This window comes from Klenkia marina, assembly GCF_900101025.1.
Lineage (GTDB): Bacteria > Actinomycetota > Actinomycetes > Mycobacteriales > Geodermatophilaceae > Klenkia > Klenkia marina.
On the sequence record NZ_FMUH01000002.1, the window covers coordinates 205,185 to 226,080 of the forward strand.

A 20,896-nucleotide genomic window follows, 5' to 3' on the forward strand; every position below is an offset into this window, starting at 1 on the left:
CGCGGAGCGTGGGGTGGGGGGCGATCGGGTCCTTCTGTCACGCGAGTTGAGCTGCCACCAGCGGGGTGAGGGTGAGGTGGGGCTTGTTCTGCTCGAGCGCCCGCAGCGCCCACTTGTCGGTGAACACCGCCAGGACCTCGCCGTCGGGCCGGGTCATGATCTCCGCGCCCCGGGCCTTGGCGATCTCGGGCGCGGACTCGGCGTCGGTGATGCGGGCGACCGAGTAGGGCAGCATCTCGATGCTGATCCGCGAGCCGAACTCGTGCTCCATGCGGTGGGTGGCCACCTCGAACTGCATGGGGCCGACGACGGCGAGCACCGGGGCGCCGTCGCCGCGCCGCTCGGAGACCAGCACCTGGACGACGCCCTCGCCCGCCAGCGTGTCCATGCCCTTGCGGAACTGCTTGTACTTGCTGGTGTCCGCCGCCCGGGCCACCGCGAAGTGCTCGGGGGCGAACGTGGTGATGGGGGGATACGTCACGGGCGCATCCACGTACAGGGTGTCGCCCACCCCGAGGGCGCTGGCGTTGACCAGGCCCACGACGTCGCCGGGGTAGGCGGTCTCGATGGTCTCGCGGTCGCGGCCGAACACCTGCTGGGCGTACTTGGTCGCGAACGGTCGCCCGTTGGACGCGTTGGTGACCACCATGCCGCGCTCGAACACGCCCGTGCAGATGCGGATGTAGGCCAGCCGGTCGCGGTGACCGGTGTCCATGCCGGCCTGCACCTTGAACACGAAGGCGCTGAAGGGGTCGTCGAGGGCGCGGGGCTTGCCGTCGGCGTCGGGCCGGTCGGCCGGCGGGGGAGCGAGGTCGACCAGGGTGTCCAGCAGCGCCGCGACCCCGAAGTTCGACACCGCGGACGCGAACAGCACCGGGGTGGTGGCGCCGGCGAGGAAGAGCTCCTGGTCGTGCTCGGCGCCCGAGGCCTCCAGCAGCTCGCTCTCCTCGAGCGCCGTGGTCCAGGCGTCGCCCTCCTGGGCCAGCGCGGCGTCGGCGTCCATGACCTCCTCCGGGGCGATGGTTGCGCCGCCGGCGGTGCGGGTGAAGTGCCGGTAGCTGCCGTCGCGGCGGTCGAGCACGCCGCGGAAGTCACCGGCGATGCCGACCGGCCAGGTGAGCGGGGTGGGCTGCAGGCCGGTGCGCTCGGCGATCTCGTCCATGAGGGCCAGCGCCTCGTTGCCGGGCCGGTCCCACTTGTTGATGACCGTGATGATGGGGATGCCGCGGTGCTTGCAGACCGCGAACAGCTTCATGGTCTGGGTCTCGAGGCCCTTGGCGGCGTCGACCAGCATCACCGCGGCGTCGACGGCGGTGAGCACCCGGTAGGTGTCCTCGGAGAAGTCGGCGTGGCCGGGGGTGTCCAGCAGGTTCACCACGGCGTCGCGGTAGGCGAACTGCAGTGCGGCGCTGGTGATGGAGATGCCGCGGGCCTTCTCCATGTCCATCCAGTCGGACACGGTGGCCCCGCGGCCGGCCTTGCCGTGCACCGCGCCGGCCCGCCCGATCACGTGGGCGTGCAGGGCCAGGGCCTCGGTGAGGGTGCTCTTGCCTGCGTCGGGGTGGCTGATGACGGCGAAGGTCCGACGGCGCGCGGCCTCGCCGGCGGCGGTGCTCATTCCCGCGAGTCTACGGCGCGGCCGGACCGGGGGCCCCGGCCCGGCCGGGGAATGGTCGGCGGCGTGGGTCCGGGAATGGCGCGGACCATTGTCGACACGGGTGCCGGTCATCGCCCGGAATGGTGTCGACATCTCGACGGCGAGGGGGTGCGACCGGCGGCCCCGAGTCGACATCCAGCGTCGCGACCTGGGGTTTTGGTCTCACCCCTTCGGGTGGGAGGGTGGTCGTCGACCATTCACCGAATGGTGACCCGTGCCGCCGACAAAAATGCAGCGGAACGGCTCGGGTTCGAGTGAACAACGTGGGGGCCGTGCCGTAATCGAGCCTGACGGTCGGGGGATGTCCCCGCGGAGGAGCAGGAAGAGGACGAGCGTGGACGGCTTGGACGACATCGTCGAGGACTTCCTCGTCGAGAGCCACGAGAACCTGGACCAGCTGGACCGGGACCTGGTGGCGCTCGAGCAGGAGCCCAACTCGCGGGAGCGGCTCTCGAGCATCTTCCGCACGATCCACACGATCAAGGGCACCAGCGGCTTCCTGGCCTTCGGGAAGCTGGAGAAGGTCGCCCACGTCGGGGAGAACATGCTGTCGCGGCTGCGCGACGGCGCTCTGCAGCTGACCCCCCGCCGCACCGACGCGCTGCTCACGATGGTCGACACGGTCCGCGAGCTGCTGCAGTCGATCGAGACCACCGGTGGCGAGGGCGCGGTCGACGTCGAGCTCGCCGTCGAGCTCATCAGCGCGGCACTCGAGGAGCCGGCGGACGGCGCCGAGGAGACCTCCGCCGAGGTCCCTGCCGAGGAGCCCGCCGTCGAGGCCGTCGAGGCCGTCGCGGCCGTCGCGGCCGTCGAGGTGCCCGAGGCCCCCCAGGCCGCCGCCGAGGAGCCCGCCCCGGCGCCGGTCGCCGCCGCGGCTCCCGCGCCGGTCGCCGTCCCGGCCCCGGCCCCCGTGCCGGTCCCGGCGGCCGCCCCTGCCGCCCCGGCCCCGGTGGCGGCCAAGGCCGCCGCCCCCGTGGCGACCAAGGCCGCCGGCGCGGCCGAGGAGGGCGAGGCCCCCCGTCGGGCGGTCGCCGACTCCACCATCCGCGTGGACGTCGACCTGCTCGACGCCCTCATGCAGCTGGTCGGCGAGCTCGTGCTGACCCGCAACCAGATCGTGCAGTACGTCTCGCGGCAGGCCGACACCGATCTGGTGCGCGCCGGGCAGCGGCTCAACCTGATCGCCAGCGAGCTGCAGGAGGGCGTCATGAAGACGCGCATGCAGCCCATCGACCACATCTGGTCCAAGCTGCCCCGCGTCGTCCGGGACCTCGGCATGCAGTGCAGCAAGACCGTGCGGCTGGCCATGGAGGGCAACGAGACCGAGCTCGACAAGACCCTGCTCGAGGCGGTCAAGGACCCGCTGACCCACCTCGTGCGCAACTCCGTCGACCACGGCATCGAGACCCCCGACGCCCGCCGCGCGGCCGGCAAGCCCGGTGAGGGCGTGCTGAGCCTGCGGGCGCGCCACGAGTCCGGCCAGGTCGTGGTCGAGGTCATCGACGACGGCGCCGGCATCGACCCGGTCAAGATCGGCGAGAGCGCGCTGCGCAAGGGCCTCGTGACCTCGGACCAGCTGGCCCGCATGGCCACCGCGGACATCCTGCAGCTGATCTTCGCCCCGGGCTTCTCCACCGCCGCCGCGGTCACCAACGTGTCCGGTCGCGGGGTCGGGATGGACGTCGTCAAGACCAACATCGAGGCCATCGGCGGCACCATCGAGATCGAGTCCGAGCCCGGCCGCGGCACCTGCACCCGCCTGCGCATCCCGCTGACCCTGGCCATCGTGCCCGCGCTGACCATCGAGTGCGCCGGCGACCGGTACGCCATCCCGCAGGTCAGCCTGCAGGAGCTGGTCAGCCTGGACGCCGAGAAGGCGGCCACCGCGGTCGAGGAGATCGGCGGCGCGCAGGTCTACCGCCTGCGCGGCGAGCTGCTGCCGCTGGTGCAGCTGGCCGACGTCTTCGGCACCAGCTCCGAGCGGCACGACGGGCACGTGGTCATCGCCGTCCTGCGGTCCGAGGGCCGCCGCTTCGGCCTGGTCGTCGACCGGGTCATCAACACCGAGGAGATCGTCGTGAAGGCAGTCGGCGCCCAGCTCAAGTCCATCGGCCTCTACTCCGGGGCCACCGTCCTCGGCGACGGCACCGTCGCCCTCATCCTCGACGTCCAGGCCCTCGCCCGGCGGGCCCTGCGGGCCGAGACCATGGAGCGCGCCGACCAGCGCAGCGCCGCGGCCGCCGCAGCCAGCACCACCGCTGCCTCGGCCGACCGCTCGCGGATGCTGCTGGCCGCCATCGGCGGGGGACGGCGGGTCGCGATCCCGCTGGACACCGTCACTCGGCTGGAGCAGATCAAGACGGCCACGGTGGAACGGGTCGGCTCCCGCGAGGTGGTGCAGTACCGCGGCGCCATCCTGCCGATCGTCCGGCTGGACCAGCACCTGGGTGCGTCGTCCTCCTACGGCTACGGCGAGGAGACGGTCAAGGACACCCTCGAGGTCATCGTCTACGCCGACCGTGACCGCAGCGTGGCCATCGTCGTCGAGGAGATCCTCGACATCATCGACGACAGCGAGGCCAAGCACAGCGACATCGACGACATGGGCCTGCTCGGATCCGCCGTCTTCGGCGACAAGGTCACCGAGCTGCTCGACGTGCGCGCCGCGATCCTCGCGGCCGACCCCGGCTTCTACGCCTTCGACACGACCGCCCCGGCGGCCTCCGACGACCTGATGGCGGTCTGACATGAGCACCCTGACCACGCCGGGCACCGGCACCGCGCAGCTGGCCACCTTCTGGCTGGACGGCGACCTCTACGGGGTCGAGGTGGAGCACGTGCAGGAGGTGCTCCGGGCCCAGAAGCTCACCCGGGTGCCGCTGGCCCCGCCGGCCGTGGCCGGCCTGATCAACCTCCGCGGCCAGGTGGTCACCGCCATCGAGCTGCGCGAGCGGCTGGGCCGCCCGGCCCGCGGGGACGACGCCGAGAGCGTGGTGATCGTCGTCCGCATGCACGGGGAGGCCGTCAGCTTCCTGGTCGACGGCATCGCCGACGTCGTGCACGTCGAGGCCGCGGACTTCGAGCAGCCGCCGGACACCCTGGACGGCCGCGCCCGCGACCTCATCCGCGGTGCCTACAAGCTGGACGGCCGGCTGCTGCTGGCCCTCGACGTCGCCCGCGCCGTCGCGGCCTGATCCCGCAGGCAGCCCGCACCACCCCTCGCACGAACCCTCGCACGACCCCTTGCACGACCCGACCGGATCGCCGACGACCTGCTCGCCGGCGATCCGGTCCCACCCCTGCCCTGGCCGGAGCTCGGCCAGCACCCCGGGTGACACGGACGTCACCCGGCATCACCGGCGCCCCCGGCGCCGCGGGCGCGACCTGCCCAAGAGCGTCGCCATCTCCACCTGTCGACCCACCGCCCGCCGCCGTGAGCTTGGAGCCCCCCCATGACCGCCCCGCAGCAGACCTCCCGCCGATGGGCAGCCGACCTGCCGATCGCGATGAAGATCGGCGCCGCCGTCGTCACCCTGGCCCTGGTGGCCGTGGGCCTGGCCGTGCTCGCCACCGTCAACATCGGGTCGCTCCGTGACTCCGGCCAGACCCTGTACCGGGGCACCGTCGTCCCGCTCATCGAGCTCTCTGAGATCCAGCGCAGCTACCAGGGCGACCGCGCCCGGGTGATCCAGTACGGCATCGCCGACGCCGACGTCCGCGCCGAGCTGCGCACCGACCTCACCGAGCGCCGCGGCGAGATCGAGGACCTCATCACGGCCTACGCCCCGGCGGCGGCGGACCCGGACTCGTTCCAGCAGTTCCGCACCCAGCTCGAGGCCTACTACGACCTCGCCGAGAACACGTTGTTCCCGCTCGCCGACGCCGGCGACGAGGCCGGGTTCGGCGCGCTGTTCCAGGAGCAGGTGCGCCCCGCGACCACCGCCGTCGTGGAGCCGCTGCAGGCCGAGGCCGACGCCCAGGCCGCCCTGGCGCAGACCCGGGCCGACGCCGGGGTCGCGCAGGCGTCGACGTCCTTCACCACCATCTGGGTCGCGCTCGCCGGCGGCCTGTTCGTGGCCAGCGCCCTGACCGTGCTGGTGGTGCGCCGCATGCTCCGGGCGCTCCGCTCGCTGCAGGGCTCCATCGCCGCGCTGGCGGCCGGTGACCTCACCACCGAGCCCGAGGTGCTCTCGCAGGACGAGCTGGGCCGCACGGCGGACGCGCTGCGGGGTGCGCTGGCCGACCTCCGGGCGCTCATGACCACCGTGGTCGGCTCGGCGGACGCAGTGGCGGCCTCCAGCGAGGAGCTCTCGGCCTCGGCGGCGCAGATCTCGGCGTCGTCGGAGGAGACCTCGGCGCAGTCGACCGTCGTGTCCGGTGCCGCGGACGAGGTGTCGCGGTCGGTGGCCACGGTGGCTGCCGGCGCCGAGGAGATGAGTGCCTCGATCCGGGAGATCGCGCAGAACGCCAACGAGGCGGCCCGGGTCGCGGCCACCGCGGTGAGCGAGGCCGAGGCCACCAACGCCACCATCGCCAAGCTGGGTGAGTCGTCGAAGGAGATCGGCGACGTCATCAAGGTCATCACCAGCATCGCCGAGCAGACGAACCTGCTGGCCCTCAACGCCACGATCGAGGCCGCCCGCGCAGGTGAGGCGGGCAAGGGCTTCGCCGTGGTGGCCAACGAGGTCAAGGAGCTGGCGCAGGAGACCGCCCGGGCCACCGAGGACATCGCCCGCCGGGTCGAGGCCATCCAGGCCGACACCACCGGGGCGACCGAGGCCATCGCCCGCATCGGCACCGTCATCGGCGAGATCAACGACTACCAGCTGACCATCGCCAGCGCCGTCGAGGAGCAGACCGCCACGACGAACGAGATGTCGCGCAGCGTGGCCGAGGCCGCCGGTGGCACCACCGAGATCGCCGCGAACATCACCGGCGTCTCGACCGCGGCCAACTCGACCACCCAGGCGCTCTCCCAGACCCGGGTCGCGGTGGACGAGCTCTCGCGCATGGCCACGGACCTCCGGTCCACCGTCGGCCGCTTCACCCACTGACCCGCCGACCCGCCGCCCCCGAGACGACCACCGAGACGAGGACCTGGACATGACCACGACCACCCGAGGGCGCCGCTTCGGCATCCGCTCGCAGGTGCTCGCCGTCGGTGCCGCGGGCATCGTCGCGGCGGCAGCCGTCGGCACCGTCGCGCTGACCAGCCTGACCACGGCCGGTGATCGGCTGGACGCGGTGCTCGAGCTGGAGACCGCGCTCGACGTGTCCCGCCAGATCCAGACCGCCGACGCCGACATCAGCGGTTGGCAGGTCGCCTACGCCTGGGACGCACGTCGGGTCGGCCCGCTCGCGGCCGTCGACCCGACCAGCGTCAACCGGGCCGGCTTCGTGGCCTCCTCCGAGGCCCTGGACGCCACCCTGGCCGCGATGCCGCGGGAGGTGCTGACCGCCGAGGAGCAGTCCACCTACGACCAGATCCTCAGCACGTGGGACGACTTCTTCGCCGCCGACGACCAGGCGGTGGCTGCCTACGCGCTGAACACGCCGGAGGGCACCGACGCCGGCGACGCCGTCATCCTCGGGCAGGTCTACGACGCGTACTACCAGCTGCTGCAGATGACCGCCGACCTGCACGCCTCCCTCGCCGACCGGGTCGACGCGGAGACCGCCGCGGCGGACGCCGCGCAGACGCGGGCCACCTGGCTGGTGGGCATCGCGCTGGCGCTGGCCGTGGTCGTCGTCCTCGGGCTGGCCCTGTGGACGTCCGGCCGGATGGTCACGGCGCTGCGCAGGCTGCGCCACAGCGCCGTCGCCCTCGCCTCGGGGGACCTCACGACGGCGACCGGCGTGCAGCGCAACGACGAGGTCGGCGACACCGCGGGGGCCCTCGACGAGGCGCTGGGCAACCTGCGGTCGCTGATGTCCTCCGTGGTCGGCTCGGCCGACGCGGTCGGGGCCTCCAGCAAGGAGCTCTCCGCGTCGGCCGCGCAGATCGCGGAGTCGGCGGGCCGGACCAGTGCCCAGTCGGCGGTGGTGTCGGGCTCGGCCGACGAGGTGTCGCGCAGCGTGGCCACCGTGGCCGCCGGCGCCGAGCAGATGAGCGCCTCGATCCGGGAGATCGCGCAGAACGCCAACGAGGCCGCCCGGGTGGCGGCGGAGGCGGTCAGCGAGGCGGAGTCGACGAACCAGACCATCCAGAAGCTGGGGTTGTCGTCCAAGGAGATCGGCGACGTCGTCAAGGTCATCACCTCCATCGCGGAGCAGACGAACCTGCTGGCGCTGAACGCCACGATCGAGGCGGCGCGTGCCGGTGAGGCGGGCAAGGGCTTCGCGGTGGTGGCCAACGAGGTGAAGGAGCTGGCGCAGGAGACCGCCCGGGCGACCGAGGACATCGCCCGCCGGGTCGAGGCCATCCAGCATGACACCGGTGGTGCCGTCGAGGCGATCGGGCGCATCGGCACGGTGATCGGCCAGATCAACGACTACCAGCTGACCATCGCCAGCGCGGTGGAGGAGCAGACGGCGACGACGAACGAGATGTCGCGCAGCGTCGCCGAGGCCGCCGGTGGCACCACCGAGATCGCCGGCACCATCACCGGCGTCTCCGGCGCCGCCGAGTCCACCACCCAGGCCCTGACCCAGACCCGGGTCGCCGTCGACGAGCTGTCCCGCATGGCCACCGATCTGCGCAGCAGCGTCGCCGCGTTCACCTATTGATCCACCCCGGGGAGGCACCGAGCCTCTCCCGGGCCGGGTGACGACGTCGCCCGGGGTCCGCGACGCAGTGGACACCCCCGCACAGTCCCCCAGGAGCAGCTCATGACCACCACCCGGACCCGACTCAGCTCCCTGAGCGTCCGCACCAAGATCCTCTCGGCCGTGCTCGTCGCGGCCGCGGCCGCCACGGCGGTCGGGGCGGTCGGCCTGTCGGCGCTGTCGGACTCGGCCGACCGCACCCAGGAGGTCTACGCCGACGACGTGCGGGGCGTGCAGCTGGCGCAGGAGATGCGCTACCAGCTCGTCGCCATCCGCTTCGCCCAGTCCAGCCGCACCAACGCCACGAAGTCCGGCGACACCGAGGCCCTGGCGCAGTGGACGGAGTCGCGCGGCGAGGCCGTCGACGGCCTCACCGCAGCCGGCGAGGACATGCTGTCCTCGGTGGACCTCAGCGACGCCAACCGTGACGTGGTGCAGGGCGCCGTCGACGGGGTGGACCAGTACATCGCTCTGACCGGACAGCTCGACGCGCTGACCGCCGCCGGCGACACCGCAGGGTGGACGCAGCTGCGCAACTCGCAGGTGACGCCCCTGATGACCGGTCTCGTCGACTCGCTCGACACCCTGGCGCAGGACCGCACCGCCGCCGCCGCCGACGACGCGGCCGCTGCCGCGGCCGCCTACACCAGCACCCGCAACGTGCTGCTGGCCACGCTGGTGGTCGGGCTGCTGCTGGCCCTCGGTCTGGGCGTGGTCGTCGCACGGTCGATCGTCTCGCGCCTGCGCAAGCTGCAGGCCGCGGTGACCGGCCTGGCTGCCGGTGACCTGACCGTCTCGACCGGCGTCGACAGCCAGGACGAGGTCGGGCAGACCGCCGCCCTGCTCGACAGCGCCCTGGCCGACCTGCGCGGTCTGATGTCGACCGTGGTCGGCTCGGCCGACGCGGTGGCGGCCTCCAGCGAGGAGCTGTCGGCCTCGGCGGCGCAGATCTCGGCGTCGTCGGAGGAGACCTCGGTCCAGTCGACGGTGGTCTCGGGTGCTGCCGACGAGGTGTCGCGCAGCGTGGCCACGGTGGCCGCGGGTGCCGAGGAGATGTCGGCGTCGATCCGGGAGATCGCCCAGAACGCCAACGAGGCCGCCCGCGTCGCCGCGGAGGCCGTGAACGAGGCCGAGACGACGAACCAGACGATCCAGAAGCTGGGGCTGTCGAGCAAGGAGATCGGCGACGTCGTCAAGGTCATCACGAGCATCGCCGAGCAGACGAACCTGCTCGCGCTCAACGCCACCATCGAGGCCGCCCGGGCCGGCGAGGCCGGCAAGGGCTTCGCCGTCGTGGCCAACGAGGTCAAGGAACTGGCCCAGGAGACCGCCCGGGCCACCGAGGACATCGCCCGCCGGGTCGAGGCCATCCAGCACGACACCACCGGCGCCGTCGACGCCATCGGCCGGATCGGCACCGTGATCGGCCAGATCAACGACTACCAGCTGACCATCGCCTCGGCGGTGGAGGAGCAGACCGCGACGACCAACGAGATGTCGCGCAGCGTGGCCGAGGCCGCCGGCGGCACCACCGAGATCGCCGCCAACATCACCGGTGTCTCGACCGCGGCCGGCTCCACGACCCAGGCCCTCGGCCAGACCCGGGTCGCGGTCGACGAGCTCTCGCGCATGGCCACGGACCTCCGGTCCACGGTCGGCCGCTTCACCTACTGACCACCGACCCCGGACGACGAGACGAGAGGGACCGCCATGACCCTGCGTGACCTCCGGCTGCGCACCCGCCTCGGCCTCGCCTTCGGCGCGGTGGCCGGGCTGCTGCTGGGCTGCGCCGTCGGCGGCGTCGCCGCGGTGGCCCAGCAGCGCCACCTGGCCGAGCAGGTCAGCGCCGTCGACGGCGTGCTCCGCAACGCGGAGACCATGCGCTTCCAGATCGCCGACGCCACCGGCTGGCAGGGCTTCGTGCTCGCCGACGTCGCCGCCTTCGGCCCCGAGCAGGCGCTGGCCGACGACGCCTACAACCGCGCCGGGTTCCTCGACAGCAAGGCGACGGTGTACGCCTGGCTGGACGGGGTGGACACCGACGCCATGGACGCCACCGAACGGGCCGCCTTCGACCAGCTGCGCCCGGCGTGGGACAGCTACTTCGCCTGGGACGACCAGGTGGTCGAGTGGGTCCGACCCGGCACCCAGGCGGGGCTGGCCACCGCGCAGACCTCCATCAACGGCGGGGAGGCCGGCGAGGGCTACACCGTCGTGCTCGGGCTGGCCGACACCATCGCCGGGTCTGCGCAGGGCCGGCTCGACGGACTGGCCGCCGCGCAGGCGGCCGCCCAGGACCGGGCCACCTGGCTGCTCTGGGCGGCCGGGCTCGGCGGGCTGCTGCTCGCGGCTCTGCTGGCCTGGCGGACCACCCGCGGCCTGGTGCGCCCGCTCGACCGGGTACGTCAGGTGGCCGAGGGCATCGGGGCCGGCGACCTGACCCGGCGGACCGGGCTCACCTCCGGTGACGAGATGGGCCGGGCCGGTGCCGCCCTCGACGCCGCCGCGGCGCAGCTGCAGGGCGTGCTGGGCACCGTCGTCCGGTCCGCCGACGCGGTCGCCGCGGCCAGCCAGCAGCTGTCGGCGGCGTCGGCCCAGATCTCGGCGTCCTCGGCGGACACCGCCGACCAGTCGGGCCTGGTCTCCGCGGCCGCCGACGAGGTCTCGCGCTCGGTGGCCACCGTCGCCGCCGGTGCCGAGCAGATGTCGGCGTCCATCCGGGAGATCGCCCAGAACGCCGACGAGGCGGCCCGGGTGGCCGGCGAGGCGGTCACCGAGGCCGAGCAGACCAACGCCACCATCGGCCGGCTCGGGGAGTCCTCCCAGGAGATCGGCGAGGTCGTCAAGCTCATCAGCACCATCGCCGGCCAGACCAACCTGCTCGCCCTCAACGCGACCATCGAGGCCGCCCGCGCCGGCGAGGCCGGCAAGGGCTTCGCCGTGGTCGCCGACGAGGTGAAGGAGCTCGCCCGGGCGACCGCCCGGGCGACCCAGGACATCGCCCGCCGGGTCGAGGCCATCCAGGCCGACACCGGGGGCGCGGTGGCCGCGATCGGCCGCATCGGCGAGGTCATCGGGCAGATCAACGACTACCAGCTGACCATCGCCAGCGCGGTGGAGCAGCAGACCGCCACCACCAACGAGATGTCGCGCAGCGTGGCCGAGGCGGCCACGGGCACCACCGAGATCGCGGCCAACACCGAGGGCGTCTCGCGGGCGGCCGCGGCCACCACCGAGGCCCTCGGGCAGGCCCGCGTCTCGGTCGACGACCTGTCCCGCATGGCCGGGGACCTCAACGCCGCCGTGCGCGGCTTCACCTACTAGGACCGGGGTCCCCGTGCCGTACTCGCTGGTCAGCGCCGCCACCCTCGGCTTCGACCTCGTCCGCCTGCCCGGCGGTCCCGACGTCGCCGCCGTGCTCCTGGCCGGCCTGGGCGCCACCCCCGAGCACCTGCGGGGGTGGGCCGCCCACCACCCGGTCGTCAGCGGGTCGGCCGCGCAGCGCACCCGCTGGAGCGACCGGGCGGCCCGCATCCGCGAGACGGCCGCCGCCGGGGTGGTCGACCTGCGCACCGCCCGCGCCCACCCCGAGGCGCGCACCGAGGCGCTGGTCGCGCTCCTCGAGCAGGGCACCATCGGCGACGCCGCCTCCCTCGAGCGCCTGCTCCGGGAGGACGTGCTCGGTCCGGAGTCGGCGGCCGCCGTCGAGGTGGGCACCGACGTGCGCGAGCTGGCTGCCGACGTCCTCGCCGACGCCGCCGTGGCCGGCTGGGCCGCCGCGGCGGTGGCCGACCGCGACCGCAGGGCCGCCACCGCGCTGGTGGAGAAGGCCGGCCCCGTGCCGCCCCCGGACCTCGGCCCGGCGACGGGCGCCCTGCTGGAGCTCGCCGACGGCATGGCCGCCTCCGACGAGGTGCGCCGCGGGCGCTGGCGCGTCGCCGTCGACGAGGTGCGGGAAGCGCGCCGGTCGTGGGCGGCCGCCATGCACGGCGCGGCCTGGGCCGCGCACGTGTCCGGCCGCACCCGTGCCCTGGGCACGTCCCAGCTGCTGGCCGTCGGCGCCTTCCGGGCGGCCGGTTTCACCCCCGGCGACGGCGCCCGCGGGGTGTGGAACGCCTTCTCCGGCGTGGTGCAGGGCGTGGCCATGGCCGACCTGCTGGACACCGCCGCCCTCGAGCAGCTGCTGCTGCCGTGGCTGCTGGCCGAGGGCTCCCACCCGACGGGGGTGCACCCCACCAGCAGCTGAGCTCCCCGGCTCAACCCGGGCCACCGCAGTGCCGATGAGAAGACCATTGCCCGCCCCCCGGCCGGCACCAGCAGAGAGCAGGATGCCGTGCCCCCGATCCGCGTGATGGTGGTGGACGACTCGATCGTCGTCCGCAAGATCGTCACCGACGTCCTCGCCGAGGACCCCGCCATCGAGGTGGTGGGCACGGCCGTCAACGGCAAGGTCGCGCTCGCGAAGGTCGACGCCCTGCGGCCGGACCTCATCACGATGGACATCGAGATGCCGGAGATGAACGGCATCGAGGCGGTGACCGCCATCCGCCGGACCGGGCGGCGCACCCCGATCATCATGTTCTCCACGCTGACCGAGCGGGGCGCCACCGCCACCCTCGACGCCCTCGCCGCCGGGGCCGACGACTACGTCACCAAGCCCGCCAACGTCGGCAGCGTGCAGCAGTCCAAGGAGAGCGTGCGCGAGCAGCTCATCCCGCGGATCAAGGTGCTCACCGGCCGGCCGCTCACCCCCGCCGCCGCGCCGCGCACCGCCGTCCCCCCGCCGCCGCCCGCCCCGCGCGGGGCACGCAGGACCCCGGCCGTGCTGGTCATCGGGTCCTCCACCGGTGGACCCGACGCGCTCACCAAGGTCATCCCGCGCCTGCCGCGGGACTACCCGCTCCCGATCCTGGTCGTGCAGCACATGCCGCCGGTCTTCACCAAGCAGTTCGCCGGCCGGCTCGACCGGCTGAGCGCGCTCACCGTCGTGGAGGCCACGGCCGGGGTGCCGATCGCCCCGGGCACGGTGCACATCGCCCCCGGCGACTTCCACCTCACGGTGGCCCCCGGTGCCGGCGTCCGGCGCACGGCCCTGGACCAGGCCGCGCCGGAGAACTTCTGCCGCCCCGCCGTCGACGTCCTGTTCCGCTCGGCCGCCAAGGCCTACGACGGCGCGGTGCTGGCCGTCGTCCTGACCGGCATGGGGTCCGACGGGAAGATCGGCACCGGCCAGATCCGTGCCGCCGGCGGCACCGTCGTCGCCCAGGACCAGGCCAGTTCGGTGGTCTGGGGCATGCCCGGGGCCGTCACGCAGGCCGGCCACGCCGACGAGGTGGTCCCGCTCGACCGGGTCACCGACACGATCCTCCGCCTGACCGCCACCCGTCCCTCGACCCTGGTCGGAGCCCGTCCATGACCACTGCACTCGCCACGTCCGGCTTCGACTGGGTCTGCCAGCTCGTGCGCCGGGAGTCGGCCATCGTGCTCGCCCCGGGCAAGGAGTACCTGGTCGAGGCCAGGCTCATGCCGCTGGCCCGGCAGATGGGTCTGCCCGGCGTCGCCGAGCTCGTCGACCGCGTGCGGGCCCGTCCCGACCCGGTCGCGATCCGGGGCATCGTCGAGGCGCTGACCACGAACGAGACCTCCTGGTTCCGTGACGGCGACCCCTTCACCACCCTCACCAGCACGGTGGTCCCGGCCCTCCAGGCCGCCCGCCGACCCACCGAGGACATCAAGATCTGGTCGGCGGCCTGCTCCAGCGGGCAGGAGGCCTACACGATCGGCATGCTGCTCGCCGACGCGCTGCCCAGCGCCGCGAGCCGGGTGAAGATCACCGCCACCGACATCTCGCGGGCGATGGTCGAGCGCACCCGCGCCGGGCGGTTCAGCCAGCTCGAGGTCAACCGCGGCCTGCCCGCCCCGATGCTGATCCGGCACTTCACCCGGGTCGGCACCGAGTGGGAGATCGCGCCGGCCCTCCGCGGGATGGTGACCGCCAGCGAGCTCAACCTCGCCGGCCCGCTGCCCCGGCTCGGCCCGTTCGACGTGGTCTACCTGCGCAACGTCCTCATCTACTTCGACCCGCCGACCAAGCGCGACATCCTGCGCAAGGTCCGGCAGGTCATGCGCCCCGACGGCTGGCTCTTCCTGGGCGCCGCCGAGACGACCTTGGGTGTCGACGACACCTGGGAGCGGGTCCCCTGCGGCCGCGGCTCCGCCTACCGACCGACGAAGGGGAACTGACATGCGAGCGCTGGTGATCGACGACTCCCGCGCCATGCGCCGGATCGTCGCCTCGATCCTCGAAGGGTTCGGGTACGAGACCCGCCCCGCCGGTCACGGCCGCGAGGCCCTGGACGTCCTCGAGGAGGGCTGGGTCCCCGACCTGGCCTGCATCGACTGGAACATGCCCGTCATGGACGGGTTGCAGTTCGTCTCCGTCGTCCGGGCCAACCCGGCCTGGCGCTCGGTGACGCTGATGATGGTCACCACCGAGAGCGAGCACGGCCAGATCGTCAAGGCGCTGGCCGCCGGTGCCCACGAGTACGTCATCAAGCCCTTCACCGCCGACGCGATCGGCGACAAGCTGGCCCTCCTGGGCCTGATGCCCACGGGGGTCCCGGCATGAGCGCGCCCATCACCCACCTGCTCGACGGCGAGACGGTCACCGCGGTGGCCGGCGAGGTCTGGAGCGCCCTGGTCGGCGAGGAGGAGTACCTCCTGCCCGGCTTCGGCCCGGTCGGGCCCGCCGTCGCCGGCCCCAGCTCCTGGGTCACCGTCACCGGCCCCTGGAACGGCGTCGTCGTGCTCACCTGCGAGCAGAGCGGCACCGCCGACCTGACCCGCTCGGTGCTGCAGATGCGCGCCGACGAGGAGCCCACCGAGGAGGACGTCGACGACGTGCTCCGCGAGCTGGCCAACATCCTCGGCGGCAACGTGAAGTCCCTGCTCCCCGGCCCGTCGACGCTGGGCCTGCCCGAGACCGGCACCCCGCCGGTGCGGGCCGACGACGAGGACACCTGCCGGGTCAGCGCGAGCTGGCGCGGTCACGACCTCGCCATCACCATCCAGGGCGCCTCGGAGGCGCCCGCAACCACCACGGAGGTCAACAAGTGAAGATCCTGGTCGCCGACGACAGCCGTGTCATGCGGCAGATCGTCGTCCGCACGCTCCGCCAGGCCGGCTACGACGACGTGGACATCGTCGAGGCCGAGGACGGCGCCGACTGCCTGGCCAAGGTCGGCACGGAGTCGCCGGACCTGGTCCTGTCGGACTGGAACATGCCGAACATGCTGGGCATCGACTGCCTGCGCGCGCTGCGTGCGCAGGGGTCCTCGGTCCCCTTCGGCTTCGTCACCTCGGAGGGCTCGCCCGAGATGCGCGACGAGGCCGCCGCGGCCGGCGCCCTGTTCCTGATCGCCAAGCCGTTCACCGCGGACACCTTCCGCGACGCGCTGGACCCGGTGCTGGCATGAGCGCCCCGGTCGCGACGTCGCTGCCGAGCAACAAGGCCGTCCTGGACCTGCTCCAGGGGCTGCTCGGCCGCGACGTCACCCTCGGCCCGGGCGCCCCGGTCACGCCGAGCGCATCGCGGCCGGCCGCGATGGCCACCTACGTCGACCCGACGTACGGGCTGAACGCGATCATCCTCATCGACCTGCCGCTGTCGGCCTGGTGCGCCGGGGCCCTGGCCCTGCTGCCCAAGGGCGGCTGCGAGGACTCGGTGGAGGAGGGCGAGCTCACCGGCATGCAGGTCGAGGTGCTGCACGAGGTCGTCAACGTGGCCGCGTCGCTGTTCAACGCCGGCGGGGTGCTGCACTCCAAGCTGGACAAGCTGTACGCGCCGGGCGAGGCGTTCCCCGCCGACCTCGCCGGGCTCACGGCGTCCACCAACCGCGTCGACCTCGACGTCACGGTGGGCGGCTACGGCTCGGGATCGCTCTCGATCATCCTGGCGTGACCGTCGCCTGAGACACCCCACGACGACCCCGCAGGCCCCGGCCTGCGGGGTCGTCGTGCGTCCAGGGACGGGCGCGGGTCGACAAGTCGAGGCCCCGGGACGGCGACCTGACCAATTCCTGGACCGGCTCAAGCCCGGTCGCGCCCCGGCCGAACCTCGGAGCGATCCGGGGAACACCCGGTTCCCTCCGATGCGGGAGCCCCGATGCCCACGTTCCTCCGCAGCGCAAAGACCCGCCTCGTCGGTGGGCTGGTCGTGCTGCTCGTCCTCTGCCTCACCGTGCTGGCCGTCGTCCTCACCGTCCAGGTCCAGGACTCCTCCCGCAGCCAGGCCGAGGCCTACGCGACCGCCCTGGCCGGCCGCGGCGCCGACGCCGCCGGCACGCAGGTGACCGACGCCCTCTCCGTCGCCCGCGACCTGTCCGGTGCCGTCGTGCCGCTGCGTGCGGCGACCGACGCCCGCGCCCTCGCCGACGCCACGCTGCAGGGCGTGCTCACCGCCAACCCCGGCCTGGCCGGCGTCTGGGCGGTCTTCGAGCCGAACGCCTTCGACGGCCGCGACGCCGACTTCGTGGACACCCCGATGTCCGACGCCACCGGCCGGTACATCTCCTACTGGTTCCGCAGCGACGGGGCGATCGACGGGCGCGGCTGCCGCGGCTACGCCGACCCGGGTGCCGCCGGCGCCTGGTACAGCGAGCCCCTGACCACGGGCCAGGACCAGGTCATCGAGCCCTACACCTACGAGGTGGGGGGTGCGGACCTGCTGCTGACCAGCGTCACCGTCCCCGTCGTGGTCGACGGCACCACGATCGGCGTCGTCGGCGCGGACATCGACGTCACCGCCCAGCAGGACACCGTCTCCCGGATCCGGCCCTTCGGCACCGGCACCGCGACCCTGGTCTCCACCGCCGGCGCCGTGATCGGCTCCGGGGCGGGGCTGGAGCAGGGCGCGCCCCTGGCCGACCAGGACGCCACGCTGGCCGACCTCATCACCTCGGCCGGCGGCCAGGCCGCCGACCGGTGGATCGACGACGACGGCGAGCGCACGTTCACCACCGTGCAGCCGCTGTCGTTCACCCCCAGCGACACCTGGGCCCTGGCCGTGTCGGTGCCCGAGTCCTCGGTGCTGGCCTCGGCGCACGAGGCCCGCAACCAGCTGGTCCTGCTGGCCGCGCTCACCGTGCTGGTGGCCGCCGTCGGCACCTGGCTGCTGGTGCGGTCGGTCTTCCGGCCCTTCCTGGTGGCCCGCGACCGCATGCGCGAGATCGCCCAGGGCGAGGGCGACCTGACCGTGCGCCTGGACGACCAGCGCTCCGACGAGGCCGGTGAGCTCGGCGCCGCCTTCAACGAGTTCACCGCCAAGGTGGCCACCACCGTGCGGGCCATCCACGAGTCCTCCGGCCGGCTGCGCGACTCGGCGACCGGTCTGACGTCGACCGCCGACCGGCTCAGCAGCGAGGCCGAGGACTGCGCTGCCCGCGCCGAGAGCGCGGTCGTCTCCACGGGCACGGTGCAGGAGGAGGTGGCCGGTCTGTCGGCGGCCGGCGAGGAGATGTCCTCGTCGATCTCGGAGATCGCCCGCAGCGCCAGCCGCGCCTCGGAGATCACCAGCGAGGCCGTGGAGCGCACCCGGGCCGCCGCCGAGGAGGTGCGCGGGGTGCGCGAGGACGCCTCCGCCGTGGGCGTCGCCGTCCAGCTGGTCACCGCGATCGCCCAGCAGACCAACCTGCTGGCGCTCAACGCCACCATCGAGGCCGCCCGCGCCGGCGAGTTCGGCCGCGGCTTCGGCGTCGTCGCCGAGGAGGTCAAGGAGCTGGCCCAGCAGACCGCCCGGGCCACCGAGGAGATCGCCGCCCGCGTCGCGGCCATCACCGACAGCACGGCGTCGGCGGTGCGGTCGATCGAGGAGATCCAGGGCATCGTCGACCAGGTCGACGAGGTGAGCGCCAGCCTGGCCGGCGCGGTGGAGGAGCAGAGCGCCACCACGCAGGAGATGGCCCGGTTGACCGCCTCGGCCAACACCGCCTCGGGCGGGATCGTCCGCTCGATCGACGCGGTCGCCCAGGTCACCACCAGCACCACGGCCCGGGCCCGGGACACCCGCAGCGCGGCCGAGGACCTGTCGGCGATCTCGCAGGAGCTCGACGGCCTGGTGGGCACCTTCCGGGTCTGACCCCGCAGGTCAGCCGGCGAGGAGTTCCCGGACGAGGTCGCCGACGGCGTCGACCTCGACCAGGAAGCCGTCGTGCCCGTACGGGCTCTCGACGACGCGCAGGCCGACGCCGAGGGCGTCGGCGACCCGCTGCTGCTCCTCGATGCGGTACAACCGGTCGGAGTCGATGCCGGCCACCAGGCTGCGGGCGGTCACCCGGGCCAGGGCGGCCTCGACGCCACCGCGCCCGCGGCCGACGTCCCAGGTGTTCATGGCCTGGGTGAGCAGCACGTAGCTGTGCGGGTCGAACCGGCGGGCCAGCTTGGTGCCGTGGTGCTCCAGGTAGCTGGCGACGGCGAAGCGCCCGTCGTCCTGCAGGCCGTTGCCGAAGCGGGTGCCGAGCTCGAAGGCGCTGCGGTAGGTGAGGTGGGCGATCCGGCGGGCGACCTCGAGCCCGCGGGCCGGGTCGAGGGCGACGGCGGCCTGCTGGGTGGTCTGGGTGCCGATCTGGTCGGCCGTGGCCACCGCGCCGGAGGCCAGGAAGAACAGCCGCTCGACCTGGGCGGGGCGCGACACCGCCCACTCCAGCGCCCGCATGCCGCCCATCGAGCCGCCGATGACCGCGGCCCAGCGCTCGATGCCCAGGTGCGCGGCCAGCCGGGCCTCGACCTCGACCTGGTCGGCGATGGTGATCTCGGGGAAACGGGCGCCCCACGGCCGGCCGTCGGGGGCGTCGTCGGCGGGTCCGGTGGTCCCCTGGCAGCCACCCAGCACGTTCGCGCACACGACGAAGTGCCCCGCCAGCGGCCCGGCCAGGCCCTCCCACCACCCGGGCGTCGGGTGGCCGGGCCCGACCGGGCCGAGCAGGTGGCTGTCGCCGGTCAGTGCGTGCTCGACCAGCACCGCGGGGTCGCTGGGCGACCCCCAGGTCTCGTAGGCCACCCGGACGGCGGGCAGCGACCCGCCCCGCTCGAGGTCGAGCGGGGCGAGGTCGGCGAAGCGGCGGTCGCCGGGCGGGTCGCCGACCCGCCAGGCGGCCGCCACCTCAGGCGCTCTTCGCCGCGCGGAAGCCGGCGTCGAGGTCGGCCAGGATGTCCTCGATGCCCTCCAGGCCCACGGCCAGGCGCACCAGGCCGGGGGTGACGCCGGTGGTGAGCTGCTCCTCGGGGGTCAGCTGCGAGTGCGTGGTCGACGCGGGGTGGATGACCAGGCTGCGCACGTCGCCGATGTTGGCCACGTGGCTGTGCAGCTCGAGGGCCTCCACGAAGGCCTTGCCGGCCTCGACCCCGCCGGCGATCTCGAAGGCGAGCACGGCGCCGGGGCCCTTGGGGGAGTACTTCCTCGCCGCGGCGTGCCAGGGGGACGACGGCAGACCGGCGTAGTGCACCGACTCGACCTCGTCGCGGGCCTCGAGCCACTCGGCCACCCGCTGGGCGTTGGCCACGTGCCGGTCCAGCCGCAGCGACAGGGTCTCGATGCCCTGCACCACGAGGAAGGCGTTGAACGGGCTGATCGCCGGGCCGAGGTCGCGCAGCAGCTGCACCCGGGCCTTGAGCGCGTAGGCCGGCGCACCGAGGTCGGCGTAGACCACGCCGTGGTAGGTCGGGTCGGCGGTGGTGAACATCGGGTGCTTGCCGCCGCGCCAGTCGAAGTTGCCGCTGTCGACGATGACCCCGGCGACCGCGGTGCCGTGCCCGCCCAGGTACTTGGTGGCCGAGTGCACGACGACGTCGGCACCGAACTCGATCGGCCGGATCAGGTACGGGGTGGCGATCGTGTTGTCGACGATGAGCGGCACGCCGTTGCGGTGCGCGACCTCGCTGACCGCGGAGATGTCCAGGACGTCGCCCTTGGGGTTGCCGATGGTCTCGGCGTAGAAGGCGCGGGTGTTGTCCTGCACCAGGGCCTGCCAGGCCTGCGGGTCGTCGGGGTCCTCGACGAACGAGACCGTGATGCCCAGCTTGGGCAGCGAGTGGTGCAGCAGGTTGTAGGTGCCGCCGTACAGGCTGGCGGAGGCGACGACGTGGTCGCCGGCCTCGGCCAGGTTGAGGATCGACAGCGTCTCGGCCGCCTGGCCGCTGGCCACGGCGAGCGCGGCGACGCCGCCCTCGAGCGAGGCCACGCGCTGCTCGAGCGCGTCCTGCGTCGGGTTCATGATCCGGGTGTAGATGTTGCCCATCTCGGCGAGGGCGAACAGGTCCGCGGCGTGCTGGGAGTCGCGGAACTGGTAGCTGGTGGTCGCGTAGATCGGCAGCGCCCGCGCCCCGGTGGTGGGGTCGGGGCTGGCTCCGGCGTGGATCTGCCGGGTCTCGAAGCTCCAGGATCCGCTCATGTGCGCCGTCCTCCTCGGTGTCGGGAGG

At 73.6% G+C, this 20,896-nt stretch carries 17 protein-coding genes; 14 read left to right on the forward strand and 3 right to left on the reverse strand.

What is annotated here, in order from left to right:
* Positions 1-37: 37 nt before the first annotated feature.
* Entirely contained in the window at positions 38-1,618 is a 1,581-nt protein-coding gene (locus tag BLP29_RS06195; RefSeq protein WP_092801377.1) for a peptide chain release factor 3, read from the reverse strand.
* A 373-nt stretch (positions 1,619-1,991) separates the two neighbouring features.
* Between BLP29_RS06195 and BLP29_RS06200 the strand changes: the two genes are divergently transcribed.
* The 14 genes from BLP29_RS06200 to BLP29_RS06265 all read left to right on the forward strand — a co-directional run bounded on the left by BLP29_RS06200 (position 1,992) and on the right by BLP29_RS06265 (position 18,557).
* Positions 1,992-4,403 (forward strand): chemotaxis protein CheA, encoded by a 2,412-nt coding sequence (locus tag BLP29_RS06200; protein ID WP_092801380.1) that lies wholly within the window; start codon positions 1,992-1,994, stop codon positions 4,401-4,403.
* A gap of 1 nt (position 4,404) precedes the next feature.
* On the forward strand, positions 4,405-4,851 hold the full coding sequence (locus BLP29_RS06205; RefSeq protein ID WP_092801383.1) for a chemotaxis protein CheW: 447 nt from the start codon (positions 4,405-4,407) through the stop codon (positions 4,849-4,851).
* 258 nt (positions 4,852-5,109) lie between these two features.
* Positions 5,110-6,711, forward strand: a complete 1,602-nt coding sequence (locus tag BLP29_RS06210) for a methyl-accepting chemotaxis protein (protein WP_092801386.1) — start codon at positions 5,110-5,112, stop codon at positions 6,709-6,711.
* 49 nt (positions 6,712-6,760) lie between these two features.
* Positions 6,761-8,383, forward strand: coding sequence for a methyl-accepting chemotaxis protein (locus tag BLP29_RS06215; RefSeq protein WP_092801389.1), 1,623 nt, complete (start codon positions 6,761-6,763; stop codon positions 8,381-8,383).
* A gap of 102 nt (positions 8,384-8,485) precedes the next feature.
* Complete coding sequence (locus BLP29_RS06220) at positions 8,486-10,096, forward strand: methyl-accepting chemotaxis protein (RefSeq protein WP_092801392.1); 1,611 nt, start codon at positions 8,486-8,488, stop codon at positions 10,094-10,096.
* Positions 10,097-10,132: 36 nt separating this feature from the next.
* Positions 10,133-11,746: a methyl-accepting chemotaxis protein gene (locus BLP29_RS21745; RefSeq protein WP_092801394.1), complete on the forward strand. Its 1,614-nt coding sequence runs from the start codon at positions 10,133-10,135 to the stop codon at positions 11,744-11,746.
* 13 nt (positions 11,747-11,759) lie between these two features.
* Positions 11,760-12,668, forward strand: a complete 909-nt coding sequence (locus BLP29_RS06230) for a hypothetical protein (protein WP_207798341.1) — start codon at positions 11,760-11,762, stop codon at positions 12,666-12,668.
* An 87-nt stretch (positions 12,669-12,755) separates the two neighbouring features.
* A complete protein-coding gene (locus tag BLP29_RS06235; RefSeq protein WP_092801397.1) occupies positions 12,756-13,838 on the forward strand; it encodes a protein-glutamate methylesterase/protein-glutamine glutaminase in 1,083 nt (360 codons plus the stop codon).
* Positions 13,835-14,665 carry a CheR family methyltransferase gene (locus BLP29_RS06240; protein ID WP_092801400.1) on the forward strand — a complete coding sequence of 277 codons (831 nt, stop codon included), beginning with the start codon at positions 13,835-13,837 and terminating at the stop codon, positions 14,663-14,665. The genes BLP29_RS06235 and BLP29_RS06240 overlap by 4 nt, the downstream gene beginning before the upstream one ends.
* A 1-nt stretch (position 14,666) precedes the next feature.
* Positions 14,667-15,050, forward strand: coding sequence for a response regulator (locus BLP29_RS06245; RefSeq protein ID WP_092801403.1), 384 nt, complete (start codon positions 14,667-14,669; stop codon positions 15,048-15,050).
* Positions 15,047-15,538 carry a chemotaxis protein CheX gene (locus tag BLP29_RS06250; protein ID WP_092801406.1) on the forward strand — a complete coding sequence of 164 codons (492 nt, stop codon included), beginning with the start codon at positions 15,047-15,049 and terminating at the stop codon, positions 15,536-15,538. The genes BLP29_RS06245 and BLP29_RS06250 overlap by 4 nt, the downstream gene beginning before the upstream one ends.
* A complete protein-coding gene (locus BLP29_RS06255; RefSeq protein ID WP_092801409.1) occupies positions 15,535-15,897 on the forward strand; it encodes a response regulator in 363 nt (120 codons plus the stop codon). The genes BLP29_RS06250 and BLP29_RS06255 overlap by 4 nt, the downstream gene beginning before the upstream one ends.
* The gene (locus tag BLP29_RS06260; RefSeq protein ID WP_092801412.1) at positions 15,894-16,382 is read left to right on the forward strand and encodes a hypothetical protein; all 489 of its coding nucleotides are present in this window, start codon (positions 15,894-15,896) and stop codon (positions 16,380-16,382) included. Before BLP29_RS06255 ends, BLP29_RS06260 begins: the two co-directional genes overlap by 4 nt.
* Positions 16,383-16,586: 204 nt before the next feature.
* Positions 16,587-18,557, forward strand: coding sequence for a methyl-accepting chemotaxis protein (locus tag BLP29_RS06265; protein WP_092801416.1), 1,971 nt, complete (start codon positions 16,587-16,589; stop codon positions 18,555-18,557).
* 9 nt (positions 18,558-18,566) lie between these two features.
* On the opposite strand, the gene metX is transcribed toward BLP29_RS06265, so the two are convergent.
* Together metX and BLP29_RS06275 are read right to left on the reverse strand one after the other, a co-directional pair.
* Entirely contained in the window at positions 18,567-19,580 is a 1,014-nt protein-coding gene (gene metX / locus BLP29_RS06270) for a homoserine O-acetyltransferase MetX (protein ID WP_092801417.1), read from the reverse strand.
* 1 nt (position 19,581) lies between these two features.
* On the reverse strand, positions 19,582-20,868 hold the full coding sequence (locus tag BLP29_RS06275; protein WP_092801418.1) for a bifunctional o-acetylhomoserine/o-acetylserine sulfhydrylase: 1,287 nt from the start codon (positions 20,866-20,868) through the stop codon (positions 19,582-19,584).
* Positions 20,869-20,896: the final 28 nt, after the last annotated feature.